The organism is Pseudomonas sp. GW821-FHT05H12, from assembly GCF_059419385.1.
The window spans coordinates 20,320-45,314 of the sequence record NZ_JBWKRS010000034.1; the positions used below are offsets into that span (position 1 = coordinate 20,320).

26 protein-coding genes are annotated in these 24,995 nt (G+C 61.4%); 15 read left to right on the forward strand and 11 right to left on the reverse strand.

The features are described 5' to 3' along the window. Positions 1-119 precede the first annotated feature (119 nt). Positions 120-671 carry a cytochrome c oxidase assembly protein gene (locus AC07SU_RS24550; RefSeq protein WP_176994625.1) on the forward strand — a complete coding sequence of 184 codons (552 nt, stop codon included), beginning with the start codon at positions 120-122 and terminating at the stop codon, positions 669-671. Positions 672-706: 35 nt separating this feature from the next. Continuing rightward, complete coding sequence (locus AC07SU_RS24555) at positions 707-1,594, forward strand: cytochrome c oxidase subunit 3 (RefSeq protein ID WP_176994626.1); 888 nt, start codon at positions 707-709, stop codon at positions 1,592-1,594. Positions 1,595-1,600: 6 nt separating this feature from the next. On the opposite strand, the gene AC07SU_RS24560 is transcribed toward AC07SU_RS24555, so the two are convergent. Next, the gene (locus tag AC07SU_RS24560; RefSeq protein ID WP_176994627.1) at positions 1,601-1,804 is read right to left on the reverse strand and encodes a twin transmembrane helix small protein; all 204 of its coding nucleotides are present in this window, start codon (positions 1,802-1,804) and stop codon (positions 1,601-1,603) included. A gap of 44 nt (positions 1,805-1,848) precedes the next feature. Between AC07SU_RS24560 and AC07SU_RS24565 the strand changes: the two genes are divergently transcribed. From AC07SU_RS24565 to AC07SU_RS24585, 5 genes are read left to right on the forward strand one after another with little or no spacing between them, the layout of a single operon-like run. After that, a complete protein-coding gene (locus tag AC07SU_RS24565) occupies positions 1,849-2,613 on the forward strand; it encodes an SURF1 family protein (protein WP_494998488.1) in 765 nt (254 codons plus the stop codon). Next, positions 2,579-3,172 (forward strand): PA_0111/PP_0108 family redox-active disulfide protein, encoded by a 594-nt coding sequence (locus tag AC07SU_RS24570; RefSeq protein WP_494998489.1) that lies wholly within the window; start codon positions 2,579-2,581, stop codon positions 3,170-3,172. Before AC07SU_RS24565 ends, AC07SU_RS24570 begins: the two co-directional genes overlap by 35 nt. Before the next feature lie 10 nt (positions 3,173-3,182). Further along, positions 3,183-4,262, forward strand: coding sequence for a COX15/CtaA family protein (locus AC07SU_RS24575; protein ID WP_176994630.1), 1,080 nt, complete (start codon positions 3,183-3,185; stop codon positions 4,260-4,262). After that, a complete protein-coding gene (gene cyoE, locus AC07SU_RS24580) occupies positions 4,250-5,149 on the forward strand; it encodes a heme o synthase (protein ID WP_494998490.1) in 900 nt (299 codons plus the stop codon). Before AC07SU_RS24575 ends, cyoE begins: the two co-directional genes overlap by 13 nt. Further along, the gene (locus tag AC07SU_RS24585; RefSeq protein ID WP_494998491.1) at positions 5,146-5,781 is read left to right on the forward strand and encodes an SCO family protein; all 636 of its coding nucleotides are present in this window, start codon (positions 5,146-5,148) and stop codon (positions 5,779-5,781) included. Before cyoE ends, AC07SU_RS24585 begins: the two co-directional genes overlap by 4 nt. A gap of 288 nt (positions 5,782-6,069) precedes the next feature. On the opposite strand, the gene AC07SU_RS24590 is transcribed toward AC07SU_RS24585, so the two are convergent. The 3 genes from AC07SU_RS24590 to AC07SU_RS24600 are packed head-to-tail and all read right to left on the reverse strand — an operon-like array spanning position 6,070 to position 8,573. Then, positions 6,070-6,840: a MetQ/NlpA family ABC transporter substrate-binding protein gene (locus tag AC07SU_RS24590; protein ID WP_494998492.1), complete on the reverse strand. Its 771-nt coding sequence runs from the start codon at positions 6,838-6,840 to the stop codon at positions 6,070-6,072. Positions 6,841-6,891: 51 nt separating this feature from the next. Further along, positions 6,892-7,566, reverse strand: a complete 675-nt coding sequence (locus AC07SU_RS24595) for a methionine ABC transporter permease (RefSeq protein ID WP_078739990.1) — start codon at positions 7,564-7,566, stop codon at positions 6,892-6,894. Continuing rightward, positions 7,566-8,573: a methionine ABC transporter ATP-binding protein gene (locus AC07SU_RS24600; protein WP_494998493.1), complete on the reverse strand. Its 1,008-nt coding sequence runs from the start codon at positions 8,571-8,573 to the stop codon at positions 7,566-7,568. Before AC07SU_RS24600 ends, AC07SU_RS24595 begins: the two co-directional genes overlap by 1 nt. Before the next feature lie 229 nt (positions 8,574-8,802). On the opposite strand from AC07SU_RS24600, the gene katE reads away from it, so the two are divergent. After that, the gene (katE, locus tag AC07SU_RS24605; RefSeq protein ID WP_494998494.1) at positions 8,803-10,932 is read left to right on the forward strand and encodes a catalase HPII; all 2,130 of its coding nucleotides are present in this window, start codon (positions 8,803-8,805) and stop codon (positions 10,930-10,932) included. Positions 10,933-11,038: 106 nt separating this feature from the next. On the opposite strand, the gene AC07SU_RS24610 is transcribed toward katE, so the two are convergent. Genes AC07SU_RS24610 through AC07SU_RS24625 form a run of 4 tightly spaced genes read right to left on the reverse strand, consistent with a single transcriptional unit; the run spans position 11,039 to position 13,844 of the window. Continuing rightward, positions 11,039-11,758 (reverse strand): PA5502 family lipoprotein, encoded by a 720-nt coding sequence (locus AC07SU_RS24610; protein ID WP_494998495.1) that lies wholly within the window; start codon positions 11,756-11,758, stop codon positions 11,039-11,041. Positions 11,759-11,795: 37 nt separating this feature from the next. Beyond that, the gene (gene znuB / locus AC07SU_RS24615) at positions 11,796-12,584 is read right to left on the reverse strand and encodes a zinc ABC transporter permease subunit ZnuB (RefSeq protein ID WP_176994637.1); all 789 of its coding nucleotides are present in this window, start codon (positions 12,582-12,584) and stop codon (positions 11,796-11,798) included. Beyond that, entirely contained in the window at positions 12,577-13,362 is a 786-nt protein-coding gene (gene znuC, locus AC07SU_RS24620) for a zinc ABC transporter ATP-binding protein ZnuC (protein ID WP_176994638.1), read from the reverse strand. The genes znuB and znuC overlap by 8 nt, the downstream gene beginning before the upstream one ends. Next, entirely contained in the window at positions 13,362-13,844 is a 483-nt protein-coding gene (locus tag AC07SU_RS24625) for a Fur family transcriptional regulator (RefSeq protein WP_371319321.1), read from the reverse strand. The genes znuC and AC07SU_RS24625 overlap by 1 nt, the downstream gene beginning before the upstream one ends. A 58-nt stretch (positions 13,845-13,902) precedes the next feature. On the opposite strand from AC07SU_RS24625, the gene AC07SU_RS24630 reads away from it, so the two are divergent. Beyond that, entirely contained in the window at positions 13,903-14,832 is a 930-nt protein-coding gene (locus AC07SU_RS24630) for a zinc ABC transporter substrate-binding protein (RefSeq protein WP_494998496.1), read from the forward strand. A gap of 127 nt (positions 14,833-14,959) precedes the next feature. On the opposite strand, the gene AC07SU_RS24635 is transcribed toward AC07SU_RS24630, so the two are convergent. Together AC07SU_RS24635 and AC07SU_RS24640 are read right to left on the reverse strand one after the other, a co-directional pair. Continuing rightward, positions 14,960-15,913: a homoserine kinase gene (locus tag AC07SU_RS24635; protein WP_494998497.1), complete on the reverse strand. Its 954-nt coding sequence runs from the start codon at positions 15,911-15,913 to the stop codon at positions 14,960-14,962. Between the two features lie 56 nt (positions 15,914-15,969). Then, positions 15,970-16,260, reverse strand: a complete 291-nt coding sequence (locus AC07SU_RS24640; protein ID WP_016969541.1) for a DUF2782 domain-containing protein — start codon at positions 16,258-16,260, stop codon at positions 15,970-15,972. Positions 16,261-16,334: 74 nt separating this feature from the next. Between AC07SU_RS24640 and polA the strand changes: the two genes are divergently transcribed. Beyond that, positions 16,335-19,118: a DNA polymerase I gene (gene polA / locus AC07SU_RS24645; protein WP_494998498.1), complete on the forward strand. Its 2,784-nt coding sequence runs from the start codon at positions 16,335-16,337 to the stop codon at positions 19,116-19,118. 269 nt (positions 19,119-19,387) lie between these two features. Here the strand turns inward: polA and yihA are convergent, their stop codons facing one another. Further along, complete coding sequence (gene yihA, locus AC07SU_RS24650; protein ID WP_028618652.1) at positions 19,388-20,029, reverse strand: ribosome biogenesis GTP-binding protein YihA/YsxC; 642 nt, start codon at positions 20,027-20,029, stop codon at positions 19,388-19,390. A 192-nt stretch (positions 20,030-20,221) separates the two neighbouring features. Here yihA and AC07SU_RS24655 point away from each other — a divergent pair, with 192 nt between their 5' ends. The 5 genes from AC07SU_RS24655 (at position 20,222) to AC07SU_RS24675 (ending at position 24,933) form a co-directional block, all read left to right on the forward strand. Beyond that, positions 20,222-20,524, forward strand: coding sequence for a c-type cytochrome (locus tag AC07SU_RS24655; RefSeq protein ID WP_176994642.1), 303 nt, complete (start codon positions 20,222-20,224; stop codon positions 20,522-20,524). A 35-nt stretch (positions 20,525-20,559) separates the two neighbouring features. Continuing rightward, positions 20,560-21,165 (forward strand): c-type cytochrome, encoded by a 606-nt coding sequence (locus tag AC07SU_RS24660; RefSeq protein ID WP_176994643.1) that lies wholly within the window; start codon positions 20,560-20,562, stop codon positions 21,163-21,165. Between the two features lie 168 nt (positions 21,166-21,333). Further along, positions 21,334-21,969, forward strand: a complete 636-nt coding sequence (gene dsbA, locus AC07SU_RS24665; RefSeq protein WP_176994644.1) for a thiol:disulfide interchange protein DsbA — start codon at positions 21,334-21,336, stop codon at positions 21,967-21,969. Positions 21,970-21,976: 7 nt separating this feature from the next. Next, entirely contained in the window at positions 21,977-22,858 is an 882-nt protein-coding gene (locus AC07SU_RS24670; RefSeq protein WP_176994677.1) for an endonuclease/exonuclease/phosphatase family protein, read from the forward strand. Beyond that, positions 22,855-24,933, forward strand: a complete 2,079-nt coding sequence (locus AC07SU_RS24675) for a GGDEF domain-containing protein (protein WP_494998499.1) — start codon at positions 22,855-22,857, stop codon at positions 24,931-24,933. The genes AC07SU_RS24670 and AC07SU_RS24675 overlap by 4 nt, the downstream gene beginning before the upstream one ends. Positions 24,934-24,995: the final 62 nt, after the last annotated feature.

A 24,995-nucleotide genomic window follows, 5' to 3' on the forward strand; every position in this document is an offset into this window, starting at 1 on the left:
TCCTGTGGGAGCTGGCTTGCCTGCGATGGCGGTGTGTCAGTCGACAATGTTTTCGACTGCAAGGCCGCTATCGCAGGCAAGCCAGCTCCCACAGAAAATCAACAGCGAGGGGGTGTGTGATGGCTGAATCGGTGCCGATCAGGCGGCTGGTCACCCGCCTGCTGATCCTGGTGGTGGCCATGTTCGCCTTCGGCTTTGCCCTGGTGCCGATCTACGACGTGATGTGCAAGGCCTTCGGTATCAACGGCAAGACCGCCGGGCAGTACGAGGGCGAACAGGTGGTGGACCCCACGCGCCAAGTGCGGGTGCAGTTCTTGTCCACCAATGCCATCGACATGGTCTGGGAGTTCCATTCCAAGGCCGATGAGGTGGTGGTCAACCCCGGTGCGGTCACCGAGATGCTGTTCGTGGCCTACAACCCGACGGATAAACCCATGACCGCCCAGGCCGTACCGAGCATTTCCCCGGCCGAGGCGGCGATGTATTTCCACAAGACCGAGTGTTTTTGCTTCACCCAGCAAGTGCTGCAGCCAGGTCAGCGCATCGAAATGCCGGTGCGTTTCATTGTCGATCGTGACATGCCCAAGGATGTGAAGCATTTGACCCTGGCGTACACGCTGTTCGATATCACTGCGCGCCAACCGCCGGTGGCTGTCCACACCGGGGGCTAGCTACTGTTTGCCCCCTCAATCAGGAGAGCGAATACATGTCGTCTCATGATACGTACTACGTACCAGCGCAAAGCAAATGGCCAATAATTGCTACGTTTGGCATGTTGATCACGGTGTACGGCCTGGCCGTGTGGTTCAACGACCTGAAGGCGGCGCGCCCGGAGTCTCATGGCCCGTGGATCTTCTTCGTCGGCGGCCTGTTGCTGGCCTACATGCTGTTCGGCTGGTTTGGCGCGGTGATCAAGGAAAGCCGCGCCGGTTTGTACAGCCCGCAGATGGACCGCTCGTTCCGCTGGGGCATGACGTGGTTCATCTTTTCCGAAGTGATGTTCTTCATCGCGTTCTTCGGTGCGCTGTTCTATGTGCGGCACATGTCCGGCCCGTGGCTGGGCGGCGAAGGCCACAAGGGCATCGCGCACATGCTGTGGCCGAACTTCGAATTTACCTGGCCGCTGCTCAACAACCCTGACCCGAAACTGTACCCGCCGCCCGAAGGCACCATCAGCCCGTGGGGCTTGCCGTTGGTCAACACGATCCTGCTGGTCAGTTCCAGCGTGACCATCACCCTGGCGCACCATGCCTTGCGCAAAGGTCATCGCGGGGCGTTGAAGATCTGGCTGGCGATCACCGTGCTGCTGGGCTGGGCGTTCCTGGGCTTCCAGGCCGAGGAGTACATGCATGCCTATAAAGAGCTGGGCCTGACCCTGGGCTCCGGCGTGTACGGCGCGACCTTCTTCATGCTCACAGGCTTTCATGGCGCCCACGTGACTATCGGCACGATCATTTTGTTCGTGATGCTGATGCGCATCCTCAAGGGGCACTTCAATGCCGAGCACCAGTTCGGTTTCGAGGCGGCCAGTTGGTATTGGCACTTTGTGGATGTGGTGTGGATCGGCCTGTTTTTCTTCGTCTACGTACTGTGACGCGTCTTACCACGGCGCATGGGATACCAGCTGGCCGCTGAAAAAGCCCCAGGCGATCAACGCCACGGTGATCACGGCCAGTACCACACGCACGGTCAGGGCGGTGACGAGGCGGTTGGAGTTGCCCTCGTCCTTGACCAGGAAGAACAAGCCGCTGAACAGGCTCGCGACGGTCGCGATCAGCATCAGGGCAATGGCGGCTTTGAGCATGGTTGGGTTCCTGGCGCGGTGGGCATTGAGGAGATGGGCGGGCAATGAAAACAAGTATAGCCACCGCCATAAAAGACTTTCGCCCAGGGCTCGCACCCACGCTGGTGGTGCTGGTGCTGCTGCCTTTGATGGTGGGCCTGGGTTTCTGGCAACTGTCGCGCGGCCATGAAAAGCAGCTGCTGGTGGACAGCTATGCCGAGCGTCGCGTGGCGGAGCCCGTCAGCAGTGCGCAGCTCAACGATATGGCAGACCCGGCCTTTCGCCGCGTGCGCCTGCGCGGCCAGTTCGATGCCGAACACAGCGTGTTGCTCGACAACCGCATGCGCGACGGCCGGGCGGGTGTGGAACTGCTGCAACCCTTTCACGACCAGGCCAGCGGCGAATGGCTGTTGCTCAACCGTGGCTGGCTGCCTTGGCCAGACCGGCGTGTCCCGCCCGTCTTCACCACCCCTGACCAGCCGGTGAACCTCGATGCCTGGGTCTACGTGGCCCCTGGCGAAACCTTCCAGCTGCATGCCGACCCGGCCACCGCACAGTGGCCGCGCCTGCTCACCGCGCTGCATCCGGCCGCCCTGTGGGCCGAGCTGGGCCGCAGCGGGTTTGCCTACGAGCTGCGCGCAGAAGCCGGCCCCGGTACGTACGACACCACCTGGGCGGTGGTCGCCATGGGCCCGGAAAAACACGTGGGGTACGCCGTGCAGTGGTTCGCCATGGCCTTGGCGCTGTTGGCGCTTTACCTCTACCTCGGATGGCATAACAAAAAGGAGAAGCACCATGGGAGCGGCCATGAATCCACTCAACATGTCTGATGCGCCTGCCACGCCCGACCGGCGCAAAGGCCGCTGGCAGTTGATCCTGATCCTGATGATGGTGATCGGCCCGATGGCGCTGGCCACCTTCATGTACAAGCTGCAGTTCTGGGTGCCCGACAGCCGCAGTTACCACGGCGAGATGATCGGCAACGGCCAGACCCGTGCCGACATCGGCGTGCAGGCCGACGAAGACCGCTGGCAACTGTTGGTGACTGCGCCCACCGCCTGCGCCGCTGATTGCCAGCAACTGGTGTACCTCGCGCGCCAACTGCAGATCAGCCTGGGGCGCGATGCCTCCCGCGCCAGCCATGCCCTGGCGAGTGCGCAGCCGGTCGGCGCCGAATACGAGGCCAAGCTCAAGGCCGAATACCCGCAACTGCAACGCTATCCCCTGGACCTGTCGACCTTCACCAAGGACGCCGCCGCACCCGGCGACGCGCAACTGTGGATCGTCGACCCCCACGGTAACCTCGTGCTGCGCTACGACGCCAAGGTCAAGGGCAAGGACTTGCTCAACGACCTGCGCCTGCTGCTGAAACTGTCGAACATCGGATAAGGGCATCGTCATGGCCAAGCCTGGATTTCGCCTCGCGCTGTTTGCCACCTTGCTGGCGCTGTTCGTCGTGCTGCTGGGTGCCTATACCCGCCTGACCCACGCCGGCCTGGGTTGCCCGGACTGGCCGGGTTGCTACGGCTTTATCAGCGTGCCCAAGACCGAAGCCCAGCTGGCCCATGCCGAGCTGCATTTCCCGGATACACCGGTCGAGGCCGACAAGGGCTGGGCCGAGATGACCCATCGCTACTTTGCCGGCACCTTGGGGTTGTTGATCGGGCTGTTGGCGGCGCGCTCATGGAGCCATCGACGTGATCCGGGCCAACCGGTGAAGTTGCCGCTGTTCCTGCTGGCGGTGGTGTTCGCCCAGGCGGCGTTCGGCATGTGGACGGTGACGCTCAAACTCTGGCCGCAGGTGGTGACCGGTCACCTGCTCGGTGGTTTTGCGACCCTGAGCCTGTTGTTTCTGCTGACCCTGCGCTTGTCCGGCGTGCTGCCCGCTTTGATCGTGCCCAAGCGCCTGCAATATTGGGCGACGGCGGGGTTGGTTCTGGTGATCGGCCAGATCGCGTTGGGAGGCTGGGTCAGTTCCAATTATGCGGCGGTGGCCTGCATTGACCTGCCCACGTGCCACGGCCAGTGGTGGCCAGCCGCGGACTTTGCCAATGGGTTTCACCTCACCCAGCACATCGGCCCCAATTACCTGGGCGGGCAGCTCGACAGCGATGCGCGTACGGCGATTCATCTAACCCACCGTATCGGCGCGGTCATCGTGACTCTGGTGCTGCTGGGCCTGGCCTGGCAACTGCGCGCGGTGGGCATGACGCGGTTGGCGGGCCTGCTGCTGATCGCGCTGGCGGCGCAGATCAGCCTGGGCCTGAGCAACGTGTATTTCCATCTGCCATTGCCCGTGGCGGTGGCGCACAACGCGGGTGGCGCGGCGCTGTTGTTGAGCCTGGTGCTGGTCAATTACCACGCCCGTACCAGCCTGGTCCGGGTGCGCAATCCGTCGCGATTTGGCTGGCGCTTCATTCCGCGCAAGCACGTATCGGGCCTCATCACCCTTAAAGGAGAGATGCCATGGCGACCTTGATCGGCGCACGCCACAGCCAGCCGATCTGGCGTGACTATTTGGAGCTGACCAAGCCGAAAGTGGTGGTGCTGATGCTCATCACCTCCCTGGTGGGCATGTTCCTTGCCACCCGTGCCGGGGTGCCGTGGACGGTGCTGGTGTTTGGCAACCTGGGGATCGCCCTGTGTGCCGGTGGCGCGGCGGCGGTGAACCATGTGGTGGACCGGCGCATTGATGCGGTGATGGCGCGCACGCATAAGCGCCCGCTGGCCGAAGGGCGTGTGTCGCCGCCGGCTGCATTGGCGTTTGCGTTGTTTCTAGCGGTGGCGGGGCTGGCCCTGCTGCTGGCGTTTACCAACCCGTTGGCCGCCTGGCTGACGCTGGCGTCGTTGTTGGGGTACGCGGTGATCTACACCGGTTTTCTCAAGCGCGCGACACCGCAGAACATCGTCATCGGCGGCCTTGCCGGGGCCGCGCCGCCGCTGTTGGGCTGGGTGGCCGTGACCGGGCATGTCAGCGCCGAACCCTTGCTACTGGTGCTGATCATCTTCGCCTGGACCCCGCCGCACTTCTGGGCCCTGGCCATCCATCGCAAGGAGGAATACGCCAAGGCTGACATCCCCATGCTGCCGGTCACCCATGGCGAGCACTACACCAAGGTGCACATCCTGCTCTATACCTTCGCCCTGCTGGCGGTGAGCCTGATGCCGTACGTGATCCACATGAGCGGCCTGTTGTACCTGGCCTGTGCGCTGCTATTGGGCGGGCGCTTTCTGCAATGGGCCCTGGTGTTGTACCGTGGCGCTCAGCCGCACGCGGCGATCAACACCTTCAAGTACTCTATCTGGTACCTGCTGCTGCTGTTCATCGCCCTGCTCGTAGACCACTACTTATTGTTGAACCTATGACTCGAACTCAAAAAACAGTCTTCATCCTGGTGGCCATCGTCGCGTTGATCATGGGCCTGACCGTCAACAAAGTGCTCTCGGGCAAAGGCCAGGGCGACCCTACCGCACTGATCGACGCCGGCATCATCCTGCTGCCGCAAAGCCGCCAGTTGCCGCCTGTCACCATGACGAACCAGGACGGCCAGCCGGTGGTGGTCAATGAGCTGAAGGGCAAGTGGAGCCTGCTTTTCTTCGGCTACACCTTCTGCCCGGATATCTGCCCCACCACCCTCGCCCAGCTGCGCCAGATCAAAAGCGAGCTGCCCAAGGAGGCTGTGGACAAGTTGCAGGTGATCCTGGTCAGCGTCGACCCGAACCGCGACACCCCGGCCCAGCTCAAGCAGTACCTGGGCTACTTCGACCCGCAGTTTGAAGGCCTGACTGGCGCGAACGTGGAGGATGCGCAGAAGGTTTCCAACGCGGTGAGTATTCCGTTCATTCCGGCCGATACCAGCAAGCCCAACTACACCGTCGACCACAGCGGCAACCTGGCCTTGATCGGTCCCGACGGGACTCAGCGTGGATTTATTCGGGCGCCGTTGAATAACCAGAAATTGGTGGCGCAGTTGCCGGTGTTGTTGAAGCGTCCATAAGCCTTGCGCTTATCCCACTGCCAACACAACCCCCTGTAGGAGCCGGCTTGCCGGCGATGGGGCCTTTGAGACCGGAGGTGATCTTGCTGGCCTCATCGCTGGCAAGCCAGCTCCTACAGGGGGGTGCCGGGTTTGAGCACCGGCTTAGCAATGCAAAACAACTGTGGGAGCTGGCTTGCCTGCGATTGCGGTGGGCCAGCTAACCTGTTCGGTGACTGACACTCCGTAATCGCGGGCAAACCCGCTCCCACATTTTTTGATCTCCGGTGTTTGGGAGATAGGGTTACATCAGAACGCTGGCTTGATCGCGCCTTTGTACTTCTCTTCGATAAATTGCTTCACTTCAGGCGTGTGCAGGGCTGCTACCAGCTTCTTCACGGCGTCCGAGTCCTTGTTGTCTTCGCGGGTGACCAGGATGTTCACGTAAGGCGAGTCGCTGCCTTCGATCACCAGGGCGTCCTTGGACGGGTCCAGCTTGGCTTCCAGCGCGTAGTTGGTGTTGATCAGCGCCAGGTCGACCTGGGTCAGCACGCGCGGCAGGGTGGCCGCTTCCAGTTCGCGGAACTTCAGGCCTTTAGGGTTGGCAGTGATGTCCTTGATGGTCGACAGGATGTTGGTCGGGTCCTTCAGGGTGATCAGGCCGTTCTTGGCCAGCAGCAACAGGGCACGGCCGCCGTTGGTGGCGTCGTTCGGGATGACCACGTTGGCACCGTTTGGCAGCTCGTCCAGCTTCTTGTACTTGCTGGAGTAGGCGCCCAGGGGCTCCAGGTGCACCGCGCCAACGCTCACCAGGTGAGTGCCCTTGGCCTTGTTGAATTCATCCAGGTACGGCTGGTGCTGGAAGAAGTTGGCGTCCAGGCGCTTTTCAGCCACCTGTACGTTTGGCTGCACGTAGTCGGTGAAGACCTTGACCTGTAAATCCACGCCTTCTTTGGCGAGTGCAGGTTTCACGAACTCCAGGATTTCCGCGTGGGGCACAGGCGACGCAGCGACCGTGATGGTCTCGGCGTGGGCGGAAAACGCGGCAACGGCGGCGAAAGCAACCAGTAGTTTTTTCATCCAACAAGCTCCTTGTTCGGGCATGTGCCGGCTTGTGGCCGGCAATGGCCGTTATTTTCGAGAAAAATGCACCACCAGCTTGTCGCCGACGGTTTGCAGAATTTGCACCAGGATCAACAGCATCACCACGGTGACCACCATCACATCAGTCTGGAAGCGCTGATAACCAAAGCGGATCGCCAGGTCACCCAAGCCACCGGCTCCGACCACACCGGCCATTGCCGTGTAGGACACCAGTGTAATCGCCGTCACCGTAATCGCCGCGAAAATGCCGGGGCGTGCTTCGGGCAGCAAGGCGTTGGTGATGATCTGGCGCGTGGTAGCGCCCATGGACTGGGTGGCCTCGATGATGCCGCGGTCCACTTCACGCAGGGCAGTTTCCACCAGGCGTGCGAAGAACGGCGTCGCGCCGACCACCAGCGGCGGGATCGCACCGGCCACGCCCAGCGACGTGCCGGTGAGCAGCACGGTGAAGGGGATCATCACGATCAGCAGGATGATGAACGGCAGCGAGCGCAGGATGTTCACGATCAACGACAGAAAGGCGTACAGACCTTTTTGCTCGAACAGCTGGCGCGGGCTGGTCAGGAACAGCAGCACGCCCAGCGGCAGGCCGAGCACCACGGTGAAGAACAGTGAGCCGAACAGCATGGTCATGGTGTCGCCGGTGGCGAGCCAGATTTCCGACCAGTCGATATTGGCGAAGAAACTCAACAAAACGTCCATTAGCGCAGGACCTCCATGTGGACGTCAGCCGCGGTAAAGCGGGCGAAGGCGGCTTCCATGTCCCCACCGGTGACGGCGAGGGTCAGTTGGCCGTAGGGCGTGTCTTTGATGTGGTCGATACGACCGGCGAGGATGCTGTAGTCCACACCTGTTTCACGGGCGACGGTACCCAGCAAAGGCGCGTAGGTCGCTTCGCCCTGGAACGTCAGGCGCACGATGCGACCCGGCACGTGGGCGAACACGTCGCGCTGTTCACCTTCGTCGACCTGCTCGGCTTCTTGCACGAAGCGCTTGGTGGTCGGGTGCTGTGGGTGCAGGAATACTTCAGCCACTGAGCCTTGCTCGACGATCACGCCGGCGTCCATCACGGCCACCTGGTCGCACACGCGGCGGATCACGTCCATTTCATGGGTGATCAGCACGATGGTCAGCTTCAATTCGCGGTTGATCTCGGCCAGCAGTTTGAGCACCGAGGCGGTGGTCTGCGGGTCGAGGGCGCTGGTGGCTTCGTCGCACAGCAAGATCTTTGGCTTGGTCGCCAGGGCGCGGGCAATGCCGACGCGTTGTTTCTGGCCGCCCGACAGCTGAGCCGGGTACTTCCTGGCGTGGTCCGACAGGCCAACGCGGGCGAGCAGTTCAGCCACGCGCAGGTCGATTTCCTTGCGCGACAATTCGCCGGCCAGGGTCAGTGGCAGCGCGACGTTGTCGGCGACGGTCTTGGACGCCAGCAAATTGAAGTGCTGGAAGATCATCCCGACCTGCTGGCGGAAACGGCGCAGGCCGTTGGCATCCAGGGCGGTGACTTCTTCGCCATCCACCGTGATCTGGCCGCCGCTTGGCTCCTCGAGGCGGTTGATCAGGCGCAGCAGGGTGCTTTTACCCGCACCCGAGTGGCCGATAAGGCCAAACACCTGGCCGTTCTCGACGCGCAGGCTGGTGGGGTGCAGCGCGGGGATATCCTTACCGGCGACGCGGTAGGTTTTATGGACGTTATGAAACTCGATCACGTAGCGAACCTTGTGGGGCGCATGGAAAAGGGATCAGCGGTTAGCCGGGCGCGCATTTTAGCCTGTCCGTATAGTCTTTCTTAGCATTTATTTCGCATTCATCCATCGATTTGGCAATAACGCGATCAAAGGTCATAAAAAAGGAACGGGCCAAAACCCCATCAGTCACTACTTAGGCAGCCCGATCACCCAGGTGCCGTGCCTGGGTCCGAATAAGGAGTTTTGACTGATGAGCACGAAAAAGCCAAAGAGCGAACTCGCCGGCACCGATACCCTGGACCGCAAGAACACCAACGCCAAACTTCAGGCCTTGGAAGCATTCCGCTCCGACGCTACCGGCCAGGCCCTGCGTACCAACCAGGGTGTGAAGATTTCCGACAATCAAAACAGCTTGAAGGCCGGCGCACGCGGGCCTTCGCTGCTGGAAGATTTCATCATGCGTGAAAAGATCACGCACTTTGACCACGAGCGCATTCCGGAGCGCATCGTGCATGCGCGGGGTACAGGTGCCCATGGCTACTTCCAGACCTATGAAAACCATTCGGCGCTGACCAAGGCCGGGTTTTTGCGGGATCCCGGCCATAAAACCCCAGTATTTCTGCGCTTTTCCACTGTGCAAGGGCCTCGGGGCTCCGGCGATACCGTGCGCGACGTTCGCGGTTTCGCGGTGAAGTTCTTCACCGACGAAGGCAATTTCGACCTGGTCGGCAACAACATGCCGGTGTTTTTCATTCAGGACGCGATCAAGTTTCCTGACTTTGTTCACGCGGTAAAACCTGAGCCTCACAACGAGATTCCTACAGGTGGCTCGGCCCACGATACGTTCTGGGATTTCGTGTCGCTGCAGCCAGAGTCGGCGCACATGGTGATTTGGGCCATGTCTGACCGGGCCATTCCTAAAAGCCTGCGCAGCATGCAGGGCTTTGGCGTACACACCTTCCGCTTCATCAACGCCGAAGGCCAGTCCAACTTTGTTAAGTTCCACTGGCGTCCTACGGCTGGCACCTGCTCGCTGGTGTGGGACGAAGCGCAAAAGCTCGCCGGTAAAGATACCGACTACCACCGCCGCGACCTATGGGAAGCGATTGAGATGGGCGATTACCCTGAGTGGGAATTGGGCGTGCAGGTAATTGCCGAGGAGGACGAGCATAAGTTCGACTTCGACATTCTCGATCCGACCAAGTTGATCCCTGAAGAGCTGGTGCCCATCACCCCGCTGGGCAAGATGGTGCTGAACCGCAATCCGGATAACTTCTTCGCTGAGGTCGAGCAGGTCGCGTTCTGCCCTGGGCACATCGTGCCGGGTATCGACTTTTCTAACGATCCGTTGCTGCAGGGACGTCTGTTTTCCTACACCGATACGCAGATCAGCCGACTCGGTGGCCCGAATTTCCATGAGTTGCCGATCAATCGCCCGGTGGCGCCGTTCCATAATGGCCAGCGCGATGCCATGCACCGCACCACGATAGACAAGGGGCGTGCGGCGTATGAGCCCAACTCCATCGACGGTGGCTGGCCGAAGGAAACGCCGCCCGCTGCACAGGACGGTGGTTTCGAGTCTTACTACGAGCGCATCGATGCCCATAAGGTGCGCGAGCGCAGTGAATCGTTTGGTGATCACTTCTCCCAGGCGCGCCTGTTTTTCCGCAGCATGAGCAAGCACGAGCAAGAGCACATCATTGCGGCCTACAGCTTTGAACTGGGCAAGGTGGAGCGTGAGTTCATTCGAGCGCGACAGGTGAATGAGATCTTGGCCAACATTGACCTCGAGCTTGCCAAGCGTGTGGCGCAGAACCTCGGGTTGCCGGTGCCGAAAAAAGGCACGGTGCCGGAGCGCAAAACCTCGTTGTCGCGCTCACCAGCCTTGAGCCAAGCCAATCTACTGCCCGGCAACATCAAGACGCGCAAGGTGGCGATCCTGGCGGCCAACGGCGTGGACGGCGCGGCGATCGAGGCGCTGAAGAAAGTGCTCAAGGCCGAAGGTGCCCATGCCAAATTGCTGGGGCCGACGTCGGCGCCGGTGACCACGGCGGATGGCAAGAGCCTGCCGGTGGACGCGTCGATGGAAGGCTTGCCGTCGGTGGCGTTCGACGCGGTGTTTGTGCCGGGTGGGGCGAAATCGGTGAAGGCCTTGAGTGAAGATGGCGTGGCGCTGCATTACCTGCTGGAGGCTTACAAGCATCTGAAGGCGATTGCGGTGGCCGGTGAGGCGAAGCAGTTGGTGGACCTGCTCAAGCTGGAGGCGGATGCGGGGTTGATCGTGGGCGGGGATGCCAAGGCGTTGAAAGCGTTTGTGGCGGCGATTGCGCAGCATCGAGTCTGGGATCGGGAGGCTAAGGCCAAGGCGATTCCGGCTTAAGCGTTTGGTTGACTGCTAGATTGTCATCGCAGGCAAGCCAGCTCCCACATTTGAAGTGTGAATACATTCAAGTGTGGAAGCTGGCTTGCCTGCGATGCTTTTTGCTTTATTGCGCCTTGCGCGGAATCAACACAATCTGCGCCGGGATCTTCTTCAAGATCTGCCGGTGAATCTTCAAGTCATACGCCGAATCAATGCGCTTCACCCGTTTGGTCAGTAGTGTGGCCAACCACGGGTAGTCCTCGGTGCGTGGCGCCTGGATGCTCACGTCGCAGTGGTAGTTCACCACGTCGGTAGCGATGGCATCGAGTTGATGACGCAGTTCTTCGATATCCGTGAGGTTCAGTGCCACTGTCGTGCTTTCAGCGGCCGGGTCGATGACCTTGGCGACGGGTTTGGCTTCGGCGGCCTTCAGGGCGGCTTCGGCTTTATCCAGTTCGGCTTTGCGGGCGTGGCTGATGGCGCTGTTGACGCCACCGGTGAGTGCTGGCGCTTTTGGCATCAGGGCGCGAGCGCGGCTCAAGGCCGTGGCAGCAGCGTTGACGTCACCTTTTTGCAGCACGATCTGGCTGCGCTGCAGGTAGGCTTCGGCCAATTGGCGCTGGTAGGGCTCCAGCGTCGGGTCGTTGGGCGACTGGGCTTGCAGTGCGGCCAACTCGTCTTCGGCGGTGGCCAGCTCGCTGCTGGCGAGGTTTTGCTCCAGCTGCGCGATGGCCGCAGCGCGTGCGTCCGGGACCTCGGGGGCCGCGGGCGGTGTGCTTTGACAGGCGCCCAGCAGCAGGGAAAATGCGGCAAGGAGCAGATAACGGGCGGTGAACGGCTTCATTCCTGCGACTCTCTATTTGCGCAAAAAGCGAGCAAGTCTACACCCCTCGACGGGGCAGGACAAAACTCAGCAGAAACAGGGCGGCGGCCGTGACCACAATCGATGGCCCGGCCGGCGTGTCCTTGAACCAGGACAGCGCCAGGCCCCCGCACACTGCAAGCATCCCCAACAGGCTGGCGCCGATGGCCATCTGCTCCGGTGACCGGGCGTGACGCTGGGCGGCGGCTGCGGGAATGATCAACAGCGACGTGATCAACAATACGCCGACAATCTTCATCGCGACAGCGATCACCACCGCGATCAACAGCATCAGGGCCATGCGCAGGGTCGGCACGGGCAAACCTTCGACCGTGGCCAGTTCTTCGTGCACAGTGATCGCCAGCAGTGGGCGCCACAAGGTGACCAATAACACCAGCACCACGGCACTGCCGCCGAGGATCCAGGCCAGGTCGGTGGGGCTGATTGCCAGCAGGTCGCCAAACAGGTAGGCCATCAGGTCGATGCGCACTTCATGCATGAAGCTCAGCACCACCAGGCCCAGGGACAGTGTGCTGGGTGCCAGGATGCCGAGCAGGGTGTCGGAGGCCAGCGGCTGGCGCTGTTGCAGCGTCACCAGCAGTACCGCCAGCAAGAGGCAGCCTACGGTCACGGCGATGGTCGGGCTGACATCCAGCAGGAAACCCATGGCCACGCCCAACAGCGCGGCATGGGACAACGTGTCGCCAAAATAGGCCATGCGCCGCCAGACCACGAACGAGCCCAACGGGCCCGCCACCAGCGCCAAAGCCAAGCCTGCCAGCAGGGCGTACAGCAGAAAATCAGCCATGCTTGCAGCTATCTCCATGAACGTGGGTGTGGGGTGTTGCGGGATCGTCTACTACGGCGCCGTGCAGGTCATGGGCGTGGTCGTGATGGTGGTGGTAAATCGCCAGGCTTTGGGCGTTCTTGCCGAACAGCTCGACAAAGGCCGGGTCGCCACTGACCTGTTCCGGGTGGCCGGAGCAGCACACGTGGCGGTTGAGGCACACCACCTGGTCGGTGGTACTCATCACCAGGTGCAGGTCGTGGGAGACCATCAGCACGCCGCAGCCATGGCGGTCGCGCAGGCGGGTGATCAGGCTGTACAGCTCGGCCTGGCCGGCGACGTCGACGCCCTGCACGGGCTCATCCAGCACCAGCAATTCGGGTTCGCGCAACAGTGCGCGGGCGAGCAGCACGCGCTGCATTTCGCCGCCGGAAATGCTTTGCACCGGGCTGTCGATCACCTGCTCGGCGCCGACTTCCTTGAGCGCAGCCAGTGCGCGGGTACGGTCCACACCCGGCACAAGGCGCAGGAAGCGCAGCACGGAGAGTGGCAGGGTCGGGTCGACGTGCAATTTTTGGGGCATGTAGCCGACGCGCAGCTTGGGTTTTCGCCATACCGTGCCGCTGTCGGGCTTGAGCAGGCCAAGCACCGCACGCACCAGGGTGGTCTTGCCGGCGCCGTTGGGGCCGATCAGGGTGACGATCTGCCCCGGCTCCACGCTGAGTGCGATGTTATCCAGCACGTTTTGCCCGGCGAACGTGACCCCAACCTGTTCCAGGCGGATTAACGCATTGCTCATCAAGCCCCCTGGCAGCCCGAGCACAGGCCGACCACTTCGACCGTTTGCCCTTCGACCTTGAAGCCGACCTCGGCAGAGCTCTTGATGATGGCGTCGCTGATGCTTTTTTGTTCAAGCTCGATGGCGGCGTGGCACTCGCGGCAGATCAGGAACTGGCCCTGGTGCGCATGTTCCGGGTGGCTGCAACCGACAAAGGCGTTGAGCGAGGCGATGCGGTGAACCAGGCCGTTTTCCAGCAGGAAGTCCAGCGCACGGTATACGGTCGGCGGCGCGGCGCGGCGGCCATCCTGCTCGCTGAGTACGCCGAGGATGTCGTAGGCGCCCAGCGGCTTGTGGCTCTGCCACACCAGTTCCAGCACGCGACGACGCAGGGCGGTCAGGCGCAAACCCTTCTGCGTGCAGAGGGTGTCGGCTTCCGACAGCGCGGTATGCACGCAGTGAGAGTGGTCATGGGGACGGCTGGCAAGCGGTGTTTTAGGCATGAGCGGCGACAGACATTTGATAGAGACGTTATTATGTTACCCGTTCCTACGCCATTGAGTGGTCATCGTGTCCCGACTTTTTCCCGTTTTTGTCGTATTTGTCACCAGTTTGTTCATTGCGGGTGCCGCTCAGGCCGAGGTCAAGGTGCTGACCAGCATCAAGCCGTTGCAGCTGATTGCCGCTGCTGTGCAGGAGGGTGTGGCTATTCCGGAAGTGTTGCTGCCACCGGGTGCCTCGCCGCATAACTATGCGTTGCGCCCATCCGACGTACGGCGTGTGCAGTCGGTGGACCTGCTGTACTGGATCGGGCCGGACATGGAGAGCTTCCTGCCGCGCGTGCTCAAGGGGCGTAGCTTGCCGACCGTGGCCGTGCAGGATCTTCCTGGCATGAAACTGCGTCGTTTTGCCGAAGATAGCCACTCTCATGCCGATGATGCCGACGAACATGATCACGATCACCGACCAGGCAGCCTGGATGCGCATCTGTGGTTGTCGACGGTGAATGCCCGCGTGATCGCAGCGCGCATGGCAACGGACCTTAGCGCTGCCGACCCGGCCAATGCCGCACGGTACCAGAGCAACGTGAAGGCGTTCGATGAGCGTCTGGATGCCCTGGATGCCCGTCTGAAGGCTCGCCTGGCAACCGTGGGTGACAAGCCTTACTTTGTGTTCCACGAAGCCTTCGACTACTTCGAAGACGCTTACGGGCTCAAGCACACCGGCGTGTTCAGTGTGGCCGCCGAAGTGCAGCCGGGCGCCCAGCACGTGGCGGCGATGCGCACGCGATTGCAGGAAGTGGGCAAGACGTGTGTGTTCAGCGAGCCGCCACTGCGCCCGCGCTTGGCTGAGACGCTGGTGGCGGGTCTGCCGGTGAAGCTGGCGGAGTTGGATGCGTTGGGTGGGTACACGCCCGCCACCGCTCAGGGGTATGAGCAGGTGCTGGAGAAGCTGGGCAATGATCTGGCGGGTTGTCTGGAGTCGCTCTAACCGTCACCGCATGATCCTGTGGGAGCTGGCTTGCCTGCGATAGCGTCAGACCAGCCAGCATCTCTGTTGCTGGCCCACCGCTATCGCAGGCAAGCCAGCTCCCACATTTTTGACCGAGTGACCCTTTTTAGAGGGCGAAGGGGAGTTGCAGAGTGACCTGCTGGCGCTGCGCCAAACGGTGCTCGAACTCGGCCGGATCATGGATCAGCACATCCTGCCCGGCAAACGACTCGGCAGCGATCAGGCGTGATAGCCAGAACCGCACGCACGCCACGCGCAACATGGTCGGCCAAAACTCGGCTTCTTTCGCCGTAAACGGTCGCAGGCTCGCGTAGGCGCCCAGCAATGCGCGGGCGCGCGGTCCATCGAGCACGCCGTCCGCGTCCGAACACCAGTCATTCAAGGCGATTGCCACGTCGTACAGCATCGGGCCTGAGCAGGCGTTGTAGAAGTCGATCAGGCCTGTGAGGTGCGTGCCTTCGAACATCGCGTTGTCGCGGAACAGGTCCGCGTGAACGTTGGCGCGTGGCAGGGCGAGGATTTCGGCTTTGTGAGTGTCGATTTCGGTCAACGCGTCTTGCAGCAGGCGCTGCTGGGCGTCGTTGAGGTGCGAAATCAGCTGTGCACCTTCGCTGAGCATCCAGTCCAGACCGCGATCCGTCTTGCGCTCCAGCACTTTCTCGCCTTGCGTGGCCAGGTGCAGGTGGCCGAGCAGGTCGCCGACCTGGGCGCAGTGCTGAGCGTTGGCGTCCTTGATGTGCTTGCCGGCCAGGCGCGGTTGCAGCAGCGCCGGTTTGCCTTTGAGTTCGCGCAGGGCCACGCCGTCGGTGGTACGCAGTGCGTAAGGCACGGGCAGGTCGGCGTCGTGGAGCACGTCGAGCAGTTCGATGAAGAACGGCATTTCCGCGACCGGGCCGCGCTCAACCAGGGTCAGGACGAACTCGCCCTGTTCCAGGCTGATGAAGAAGTTGGTGTTTTCGCTACCGGCGGCAATTCCCTGGAAATCAAGCAGGCGGCCGAGCCCGTAAGGGGCGAGAAAGGTTTCCAGCTCGGGCCGAGCCAGGGGGGTGAACACAGACATGGTTAAAACTGCCAGTACGGGCGCCGCGGTGCGCGGCGCCAATTGAAGTTAAGAAATCATTTCCATTCGAAGATCTTCCATGACGGGATCAGCATATCCGGCTGGTCAGAGCGGATGAAGTTCGCATCCGTTCCGTCCGCGCGTACCAGGAAATACGGAGGCGCACCTTTCGGGGTTACCTTGATCGCATACAGGAAGCCGTTTTGGCGGTATTCCCGGATTTCCTTGTCGCCTTCGGTGCGGATCGTGACATCCGGGTCTCCCGAGGGCGCGCTGTCGGCTGCCGTGGCGGCCAGCGGCAAGAATGCAATCAAGCCGGTCAACAACAAGCGATTCGCTGTACGCATGATAACCTTGTCCCTTTGTCGTCATTGGTCCGGCTATTCTAGCGCCTGACCCGCCGAAAAGGTTGATCCTGCTCATGAGCCAAGCCCCCCTCGTCCTGGTGGACGGTTCTTCATATCTGTACCGCGCCTTCCACGCGCTGCCACCGCTGACCACCTCCAAAGGCCTGCCGACCGGTGCGGTCAAGGGCGTGTTGAACATGCTCAAAAGCCTGCGCAAGCAGTACCCGGACAGCCCGTTCGCGGTGGTGTTCGACGCCAAGGGTGGGACCTTTCGCGACGACATGTACGCCGAGTACAAGGCCAACCGCCCGAGCATGCCCGATGACATGCGGGTGCAGATCGAGCCCCTGCACCAGAGCGTGATCGCACTGGGCTTCCCGTTGCTGTGCGTCGAAGGCGTCGAGGCCGATGATGTGATCGGCACCCTGGCCCGCAGCAGTGCGGCGGCCAACCGACCGGTGGTGATTTCCACCGGCGACAAGGACATGGCGCAGCTGGTCGACGGGCACATTACCTTGGTCAACACCATGACTGGTAGCTCGATGGACATCGAGGGCGTAAAGGAGAAATTTGGCGTCGCTCCGGAGCAGATCATCGACTATCTGGCGCTGATGGGCGACTCCTCCGACAACATCCCGGGTGTTCCGGGCATTGGTCCCAAGACGGCGTCCGGCTTGCTGGTGGGCGTTAACGGCGGGATCAAAGAGCTGTATGAGCAGCTGGATATTGTGCCGACCCTGCCGATCCGGGGCGCCAAGACGTTGCCGGCCAAGCTGGAAGAGCACAAGGAAATGGCGTTTCTTTCCTACCAGTTGGCGACGATCAAGTGTGACGTGGCGCTGGACGTGGGCCTGGATGACTTGCACCTGATTGAGCCGGATCGCGAAAAACTGCTGGAGCTCTATTCGCTGCTTGAGTTCAAGAGCTGGATCGATGAGGTTCAGCGCGATGCCAAGCGTGTGGAGCTCAGCGCGGCACCAGCAGCCGAGGCGGTTGTTGAAGCGGTTGCGGCGACGCCTGTCGAGGCGAGCTACACCACGATCCTCGATCAGGCGACATTCGATCGTTGGCTGAAGAAGCTCAACGACGCCAAATTGTTTGCCTTTGATACCGAAACCACCGGGATCGACGCGCAACAGGCGCAGTTGGTCGGGGTTTCCTTCGCCGTACGGCCCCATGAAGCGGCCTACATTCCGCTGACCCATTCCTACATCGATGCGCCGCCGCAGTTGGATCGCGACACGGTATTACTGGCGCTCAAACCGCTGCTGGAAGACCCGGCCAAGCTCAAGGTCGGCCAGCACGCCAAGTTTGACATGAACATTTTGGCCAACTGCGCCATCGGCGGCGATCCAGCGCAAGGCATAACCGTGCGCGGCGTTGCGTTCGACACCATGCTCGAATCCTACGTGCTGAACTCCACGGCGACCCGGCATGACATGGACAGCCTGGCCAAGAAGTACCTGGACTACGACACTGTTGCCTTCCAGGACATCGCGGGCAAAGGCGCCAAGCAGCTGACGTTCGACCAGATCGCGCTGGAACAGGCTGGTCCGTATGCGGCGGAAGACGCCGATGTCACCTTGCGCCTGCACCAAGAGCTGTTTGCGCAACTGTCAGCCATCCCGAGCCTGGCGAGTGTGCTCACGGATATCGAAATCCCGTTGGTGCCGGTGCTGGCGCGTATCGAGCGCCAGGGGGCGCTGGTCGACAAGGAGCTGCTGGGCATCCAGAGTATCGAGCTGGGTAACAAGATGGTCGAGCTGGAGCGCGAGGCGTTCGAGATTGCCGGTGAGGCGTTCAACCTGGGCTCGCCCAAGCAGCTCGGCGCGATTCTCTACGAGAAGCTGGGTTTGCCCGTCTTGAAGAAGACCGGCAAGGGCCAGGCCTCCACGGCCGAAGAGGTGTTGGCCAAGCTGGCCGAGGACGACTTCCTGCTGCCCAAGGTGCTGATGCAGTACCGCAGCATGAGCAAATTGAAGAGCACCTATACCGACCGTCTGCCGGAGCAGATCAACCCGCGTACCGGGCGTATTCATACGTCTTATCACCAGGCAGTGGCGGCGACCGGGCGTTTGTCTTCCAGTGATCCGAACCTGCAGAACATTCCGGTGCGTACCGCCGAGGGCCGGCGGATTCGCCAGGCGTTCGTTGCGCCCAAGGGTTACAAGTTGCTGGCGGCGGACTATTCGCAGATCGAGCTGCGCATCATGGCGCACTTGTCCAAGGACGAAGGGCTGATGAATGCCTTCCGCAACGACCTGGATGTGCACACGGCGACGGCGGCGGAAGTGTTCAAGGTTGAGCTGGCCGAGGTCACCTCCAATCAGCGTCGCAGCGCCAAGGCGATCAACTTTGGCCTGATCTATGGCATGGGTGCGCAGAAACTGGGCAAGGATATTGGCGTCGACACCAAGACGGCCAAGGCCTACATCGATGTCTACTTCGCCCGCTACCCGGGTGTGCGTGAGTACATGGAGCGCACCCGTGCGCAGGCGGCTGATCAGGGTTATGTCGAGACCTTCTTCGGGCGTCGGCTGTATCTGCCGGATATCAACTCCAACAAACCTCAGGAGCGTGCTGCTGCGGAACGCACGGCGATCAACGCGCCAATGCAGGGTACGGCGGCCGACATCATCAAGAAGGCGATGGTGCAGGTGGATAACTGGCTGACCGAGTCTGGCCTGGATGCCAAGGTGATCCTGCAGGTGCACGATGAACTGGTGCTTGAGGTGCGTGAGGATCTGGTCGAAGAGGTGAGCAAGAAAATTCGCGAGCACATGAGTGCAGCAGCAGCGCTGGACGTGCCCTTGGTGGTGGACGTGGGCGTCGGTGATAACTGGGACGAAGCGCACTGATTCCGGGGATTTGCCACCACCCAGCGTGGTGGCAGAGTGCTTTAGATCAGATATTGCCGTCAGTTATTTCCAATAGTTTTTTGAACCTGCCGGAACTTAACCCGTGAACTGCTACTCAGAGTTACTGAATGGGTGGTGAAGCCCTTCAATGCTCCTATGTTGTGTTAAGTGTTGGCAGATATCTGGACCCCGCCCTAGCGGTCCGGAACTTGAACCCCGAACTTCCCCTCCCCATACGAAGTCCGGGGTTTTTTTTGCCCGCAGAAAAGTTATTCCGCGAGTTCAGCGCCTTTGTCTGCCAATTCCATCCAGCCGGCCAGTACGGTGTAAGCCTCTTCCAGGCCCATGCGTTTGGGGGCCGAGAACAGCTGGATGGTGATCGCATCACCCCAACCTTTACGAATGTCGGACTGCACTTTGAGCAAGGTGTTCTTGGCGGCGCCGTAGGTGAGCTTGTCGGCCTTGGTCAGCAGGATGTGCATCGGCATGCCGCTGGCAACGGCCCAGTCGAGCATCAAAAGGTCGAAGTCGGTCATCGGATGGCGGATGTCCATCATCAGAATCAAGCCCTTCAAACTCTCGCGGCCACCCAGATACGCCTCCAGGTGACGCTGCCAGTGCAGCTTCAGCGGGATAGGTACTTTTGCGTATCCGTAGCCCGGCAGGTCGACCAGACGCCGATCATCGTCTAGCTTGAAGAAATTGAGGAGTTGCGTGCGGCCCGGGGTTTTCGAGGTACGGGCCAGGCTGGCGTGGGTCAGGGTGTTCAGCGCGCTGGATTTGCCAGCGTTGGAACGACCGGCAAAGGCGACTTCAAAGCCTTCGTCATCGGGGCATTGGTCAACTTTGGCGGCGCTGAGCATGAACGTGGACTGTTGGCACAGGCCGAGGATGGGATTCTTGAGTTGCATGAGATTTCCGATGTGGGCGGTGCCGAGAAAGGGTGCGGCAAGCGGTGTCGTTTCCGTTTCAGTAGCGCCAGTATATAATGCCGCAGATTTTGTGTGTGCTTTGTCCCAGCGAAGGATGAAGTTCACGGGAGCGATAGACCTTTATTGCGCATTAGAACGCAAAACGCTCTCAAACCCTGAACTGGTCGACGTATGACCAAGTGGTTGCTGGCTATCGGTGTCCTGATTCCGCTTTACGGAGCTCAGGCTACACAGGATCCCGAAGCGGTGTACAACCGAGTTTGCGTGGCTTGCCATGCCGGCCAGTTGCCCAATGCCCCTAAACGGGGTGACCAGGCAGCGTGGGCGCCACGATTGGCGCAGGGCATGGACACGCTGGTGCAACACGTGACCCAGGGTTTCAAGGCAATGCCGCCGCGTGGTTTGTGCATGGACTGCAGTACTGAGGATTACCAGGCCATCATTGAAATGATGGTGAGTAAACCCGGTAGATAACTCTATAAACCCCTTAGCCGTAGTTGGATTAGCTGATGAACAAACTGATCGTGAGTCTGCTGTTGACCCTGGGCATCACCGGTGTTGCCCATGCTGCAGGCGACGCTACAGCGGGCCAGGCGAAAGCCGCCGTATGTGGTGCTTGCCATGGACCGGATGGCAACAGCCCGGCACCGAACTTTCCCAAACTGGCCGGCCAGGGCGAGCGATACCTGACCAAGCAGATGCACGACATCAAGGACGGCAAGCGCACGGTACTGGAAATGACCGGCTTGCTGACCAACCTCAGCGATCAGGACCTGGCAGATATCGCAGCGTATTTTGCCAGCCAGAAAGGCAGTGTGGGAGCTGCCGATCCAAAAGTCGTGGCCCACGGTGAAGAACTGTTCCGTGGCGGCAACCTGGAAAAAGGCATGCCTTCGTGCATCGGCTGCCACTCGCCTAACGGCGCAGGCCTTGCCGCTGCTGGCTTCCCGCACTTGAGCGGCCAGCATGCGCAGTACATCGCCAAGCAACTGACGGACTTCCGTGAAGGCAATCGCACCAACGACGGCGATGCCAAAATCATGCAAACCATCTCCAATAAAATGAGCAACAAGGACATTGAGGCGGTTTCCCAGTACATCCAGGGCCTGCACTGATACAAATACGACGTTAACGCTCGATTAATCCGTCGATGCAAGCATAAAAAGGGTGGCTTAGGCCGCCCTTTTTTGTGGCCGGTGCCGTTACACTAACGAACTCATGCCCGCGTAGACCTGTCACAACAAAGGTCGCGTGAGGCGACTTTATTTGTCCAGGAGTAAAGCATGCGTAATCTGATCCTCAGCGCCGCTCTCGTCACTGCCAGCCTCTTCGGCATGACCGCACAAGCTGCCGACGTGCCGCTTGAAGCCGGTAAAACCTACGTTGAATTGGCCAACCCGGTGCCGGTCTCGGTGCCTGGCAAGATCGAAGTGGTGGAGCTGTTCTGGTACGGCTGCCCGCATTGCTACGCCTTTGAGCCGACCATCAACCCTTGGGTCGAAAAACTCCCGTCCGACGTTAACTTCAAGCGCATTCCGGCCATGTTCGGCGGCCCATGGGATGCCCACGGCCAACTGTTCCTGACCCTGGAAGCCATGGGTGTTGAGCACAAGGTCCACAACGCCGTATTCGACGCCATCCAGAAACAAGGCAAGCGCCTGACCAAGCCGGAAGAGATGGCTGACTTCGTCGCCACCCAAGGTGTCGACAAGGACAAGTTCCTCGCCACCTTCAACTCCTTCGCTATCCAGGGCCAGATCAAGCAGGCCAAGGAACTGGCGCAGAAGTACGGCGTGCAAGGTGTACCGACCATGATCGTCAACGGCAAATACCGTTTCGACCTGGGCACCACCGGCGGTCCTGAAGCGACCCTGAACGTTGCCGACCAGCTGATCGCCAAAGAGCGCGCAGCCAAGTAAGGGGGCCATCATGCGCCGCTGGGGGACTGAACGCGTCGTCGGCCTGCATGACCCGCAGGTCAACGAGCACCACCTGGAATCCACGGGCCTGCCGGCAGACAGCCGCTTGCGCCTGCTCAGTTTCAACATCCAGGTGGGTATCAGTACCGAGAAGTACCGGCACTACCTCACCCGTGGCTGGCAGCACCTGCTGCCCCACAACGGTCGGGCCGGCAACCTGCAAAAGATCGGCAACCTGCTCAACGACTTCGATCTGGTCGCCTTGCAGGAAGCCGATGGCGGCAGCATCCGTTCGGGCTACATCAACCAGGTGGAACACCTGGCCCAGCTCGGCGCATTCCCTTACTGGTACCAGCAACTCAATCGCAACCTCGGGCGCCTGGCACAGCACAGCAATGGCGTGCTCAGCCGCTTGAAGCCGTGGGCTATCGAAGACCACCCGCTGCCGGGCCCCAAGGGCCGGGGCGCGATCCTCGTGCGCTTTGGCGAGGGCCCGGAAGCCTTGGTCGTGGTGATGATGCATCTGGCGCTCGGGGCGCGCACCCGCACGATGCAACTGGCCTACATCCGAGAGCTGATCGGCAATTACAAACACCAGGTGCTGATGGGGGACATGAACACCCATGCCAGCGACCTGCTACAGAATTCCCCGCTGCGAGACCTCGGGTTGCTGGCGCCGCAAGTCGAAGCCACCTTCCCCAGCTGGCGCCCGCAGCGCTGCCTTGACCATATCCTGCTCAGTCCGACCCTCACGCTTGAGAGCGTACAGGTCCTGGCGCAGCCCATCTCCGATCACCTGCCGGTCGCGGTAGAGATTCGTCTGCCGGGTTCGCTCACGGCTGATGCATTGCCCGCGTTGAGCCCAGGCCCTCGCGGACCTCTTGCATGAGCGACGACGCCCAGCGCTGGAAAGAAAAATACCTCAAGAGCATCGAGCAGCAAGACAAGCTCGAACGTCGCTGGGCTGCCCGCCTCGACCTGCTGCGCCGAGGGCTGGTACGCAGCACCCTCGCTGCTGAAGGCACCGACCGCGCCGTTGATCAGTGCATGAAGGAGATGCGTGATGTTGTCCGCACGGACGACATGGACGCCGCCCTCGCCGCCCTGCTGCCACGCTTGGAAAAAGCCGTGCTCGACTCTGAGCAACGCCGCGAAACCCGGGTTGACCAGATCAGCACTGCACTCACTTCACTGGTTGCACAGTTGCAGAAGCTGCCACTGCCGCGTGAAGTGGCCCGGCCGCTGAAAACCTTCGCCAAACAGTTGGACGACCGCGTTGGCCAGGCGCGGGAGATCCCGCTGCTGCTCAGTGAGCTGAGCAGCCTGCAAGGGCAAGCACTGGATAACCTGGAGCCAGACGGCGAAACCCCACGCCCGGGGCCTGGTTTGTTGCAGCGGTTGTTTGGTGCAAAAGAAGTTGCGAACGAACCCCCTGCGGTCGAGCCAGCACCAGCTTCTGCGCCGAAACCCGCGTCTTCCAGGCAGTCCTCGGAGCCTGAACCTCAAGCACCTGAGCAATCCGAAGAGTTGACCCAAGCGTTGCGCGCCTTTGCGCCCTTGCCGCAGGCAGCCGTCGTCGTGCCGCCTGAGCCGTCTGCGCCTGTCAGTGTGGCTGCGCCCGCCAAGGTGGTAGAGGCTGACACTGAAGCATTGGTCTTCGAGGCCCCCGTGCAAACGGCCCCCAAGGCCGCGCCTATCGAAGCACCTGAGCCCGAGGTGGTTGAACCTGCGCTAGAAGAGCCTGCCTCTGAAAGTGCGCTCGCGGCGTTTATCGAGCCACCGCCGGTTCTGGACGATGCGCCGGATGAAACCTCAATCGGCAGCCTGTCGCTCCCGCCCGTGCTGGAAAGCGCCGAGCCTGACCCTGACGCGTTGCAGTCGGACGGTGTGTACGCCTTGCCCGACTCTCCCGAGCCGTCCTACAGCTCGGTGGCCAAGCATATCGAAGACACCTTGCTCGGCCTGCTGGAAGATCTTTCACTGCCCGAGCGCCACCGGCCCCAGGCCGAAGCCATGCGCGAGCGCCTGGCCCATGGTTTGAACTGGTATGAACTGCTGCCGATCCTCGATGACCTGGCAGTGTTGATGCTGGCAATCACCGACAGTGGCCAGCATGAGTTCGAAGCCTATCTCAAGCAGCTCAACGAACGACTGGAAGCCTTCCAGGGCCATCTGCAGGTCGCCAGCGACGGTCACGCCGACAGCCGCTCGGCTGCGCGCGAGCTGGACACGCAGATTCGTGAACAGGTCGACGGTTTGCAAAGCAGCGTGCAGGACGCGGCCGACCTGGACAGCCTCAAGCAGGTGCTGGAGAGCCACCTTGAAGGCTTGCTCGGCACCATGGACCAACACCAGCAGCAGCGTGACCAGCGTGAGCAGGAAGTGGCGGCGCGCTTGAAAGGCCTGGCTGAGCGGGTGGCGAATATGGAGCAGGAGGCCCAGGGCTATCGCGAGCACCTGGAGGTGCAGCGCCAGAAGGCCTTGATCGACCCGCTGACTGGCCTGCCCAACCGTGCGGCCTGGAGCGAGCGCCTCGATCACGAGGTCAATGCCTGGCACCAGCGTGGCAACAGCCTGTCGCTGGCCATGCTTGACCTGGACCACTTCAAGCGTATCAACGATGGCTACGGCCACCTGGCGGGCGACAAAGTGCTCAAGATCATTGCCAGTGTGCTGCGCAAACGCCTGCGCCCCACCGATTTTATTGCGCGCTTCGGCGGTGAAGAGTTCGTGTTGCTGATGCCCAACTCATCCCTGGCCGATGCGCTGGCGGCCGGCGAGATGTTGCGCCAGGCCATCGAAGCGTGCCCTTTCCACTTCAAGGGTGAGCCGGTGACGATCACGGTATCCATGGGCGTGGCGCAGTTCCAGCCGGGTGAGCGCAGCGACCTGGCGCTCAAGCGTGCCGATGAGGCGTTGTACCGGGCCAAGGCGGCAGGGCGCAATCAGGTGCAGGCGGCCTAAAAGATGTTCCATTTTGTAATTTGACCGCCCGGCCACAAACGGTACGTTACACTGTTGCATTA

Coding starts and splice junctions, on each gene's coding strand:
- katE (WP_494998494.1), top strand. CDS start 8,803: ATGAGCACGAAAAAGCCAAAGAGCGAACTCGCCGGCACCGATACCCTG.
- AC07SU_RS24635 (WP_494998497.1), bottom strand. CDS start 15,913: ATGTCTGTGTTCACCCCCCTGGCTCGGCCCGAGCTGGAAACCTTTCTC.
- AC07SU_RS24590 (WP_494998492.1), bottom strand. CDS start 6,840: ATGAAAAAACTACTGGTTGCTTTCGCCGCCGTTGCCGCGTTTTCCGCC.
- znuB (WP_176994637.1), bottom strand. CDS start 12,584: ATGGCTGATTTTCTGCTGTACGCCCTGCTGGCAGGCTTGGCTTTGGCG.
- dsbA (WP_176994644.1), top strand. CDS start 21,334: ATGCGTAATCTGATCCTCAGCGCCGCTCTCGTCACTGCCAGCCTCTTC.
- AC07SU_RS24560 (WP_176994627.1), bottom strand. CDS start 1,804: ATGCTCAAAGCCGCCATTGCCCTGATGCTGATCGCGACCGTCGCGAGC.
- AC07SU_RS24655 (WP_176994642.1), top strand. CDS start 20,222: ATGACCAAGTGGTTGCTGGCTATCGGTGTCCTGATTCCGCTTTACGGA.
- AC07SU_RS24550 (WP_176994625.1), top strand. CDS start 120: ATGGCTGAATCGGTGCCGATCAGGCGGCTGGTCACCCGCCTGCTGATC.
- cyoE (WP_494998490.1), top strand. CDS start 4,250: ATGGCGACCTTGATCGGCGCACGCCACAGCCAGCCGATCTGGCGTGAC.
- AC07SU_RS24660 (WP_176994643.1), top strand. CDS start 20,560: ATGAACAAACTGATCGTGAGTCTGCTGTTGACCCTGGGCATCACCGGT.
- AC07SU_RS24555 (WP_176994626.1), top strand. CDS start 707: ATGTCGTCTCATGATACGTACTACGTACCAGCGCAAAGCAAATGGCCA.
- AC07SU_RS24610 (WP_494998495.1), bottom strand. CDS start 11,758: ATGAAGCCGTTCACCGCCCGTTATCTGCTCCTTGCCGCATTTTCCCTG.
- AC07SU_RS24575 (WP_176994630.1), top strand. CDS start 3,183: ATGGCCAAGCCTGGATTTCGCCTCGCGCTGTTTGCCACCTTGCTGGCG.
- AC07SU_RS24595 (WP_078739990.1), bottom strand. CDS start 7,566: ATGGACGTTTTGTTGAGTTTCTTCGCCAATATCGACTGGTCGGAAATC.
- AC07SU_RS24565 (WP_494998488.1), top strand. CDS start 1,849: ATGAAAACAAGTATAGCCACCGCCATAAAAGACTTTCGCCCAGGGCTC.
- znuC (WP_176994638.1), bottom strand. CDS start 13,362: ATGAGCAATGCGTTAATCCGCCTGGAACAGGTTGGGGTCACGTTCGCC.
- polA (WP_494998498.1), top strand. CDS start 16,335: ATGAGCCAAGCCCCCCTCGTCCTGGTGGACGGTTCTTCATATCTGTAC.
- AC07SU_RS24640 (WP_016969541.1), bottom strand. CDS start 16,260: ATGCGTACAGCGAATCGCTTGTTGTTGACCGGCTTGATTGCATTCTTG.
- yihA (WP_028618652.1), bottom strand. CDS start 20,029: ATGCAACTCAAGAATCCCATCCTCGGCCTGTGCCAACAGTCCACGTTC.
- AC07SU_RS24585 (WP_494998491.1), top strand. CDS start 5,146: ATGACTCGAACTCAAAAAACAGTCTTCATCCTGGTGGCCATCGTCGCG.
- AC07SU_RS24570 (WP_494998489.1), top strand. CDS start 2,579: ATGGGAGCGGCCATGAATCCACTCAACATGTCTGATGCGCCTGCCACG.
- AC07SU_RS24625 (WP_371319321.1), bottom strand. CDS start 13,844: ATGCCTAAAACACCGCTTGCCAGCCGTCCCCATGACCACTCTCACTGC.
- AC07SU_RS24675 (WP_494998499.1), top strand. CDS start 22,855: ATGAGCGACGACGCCCAGCGCTGGAAAGAAAAATACCTCAAGAGCATC.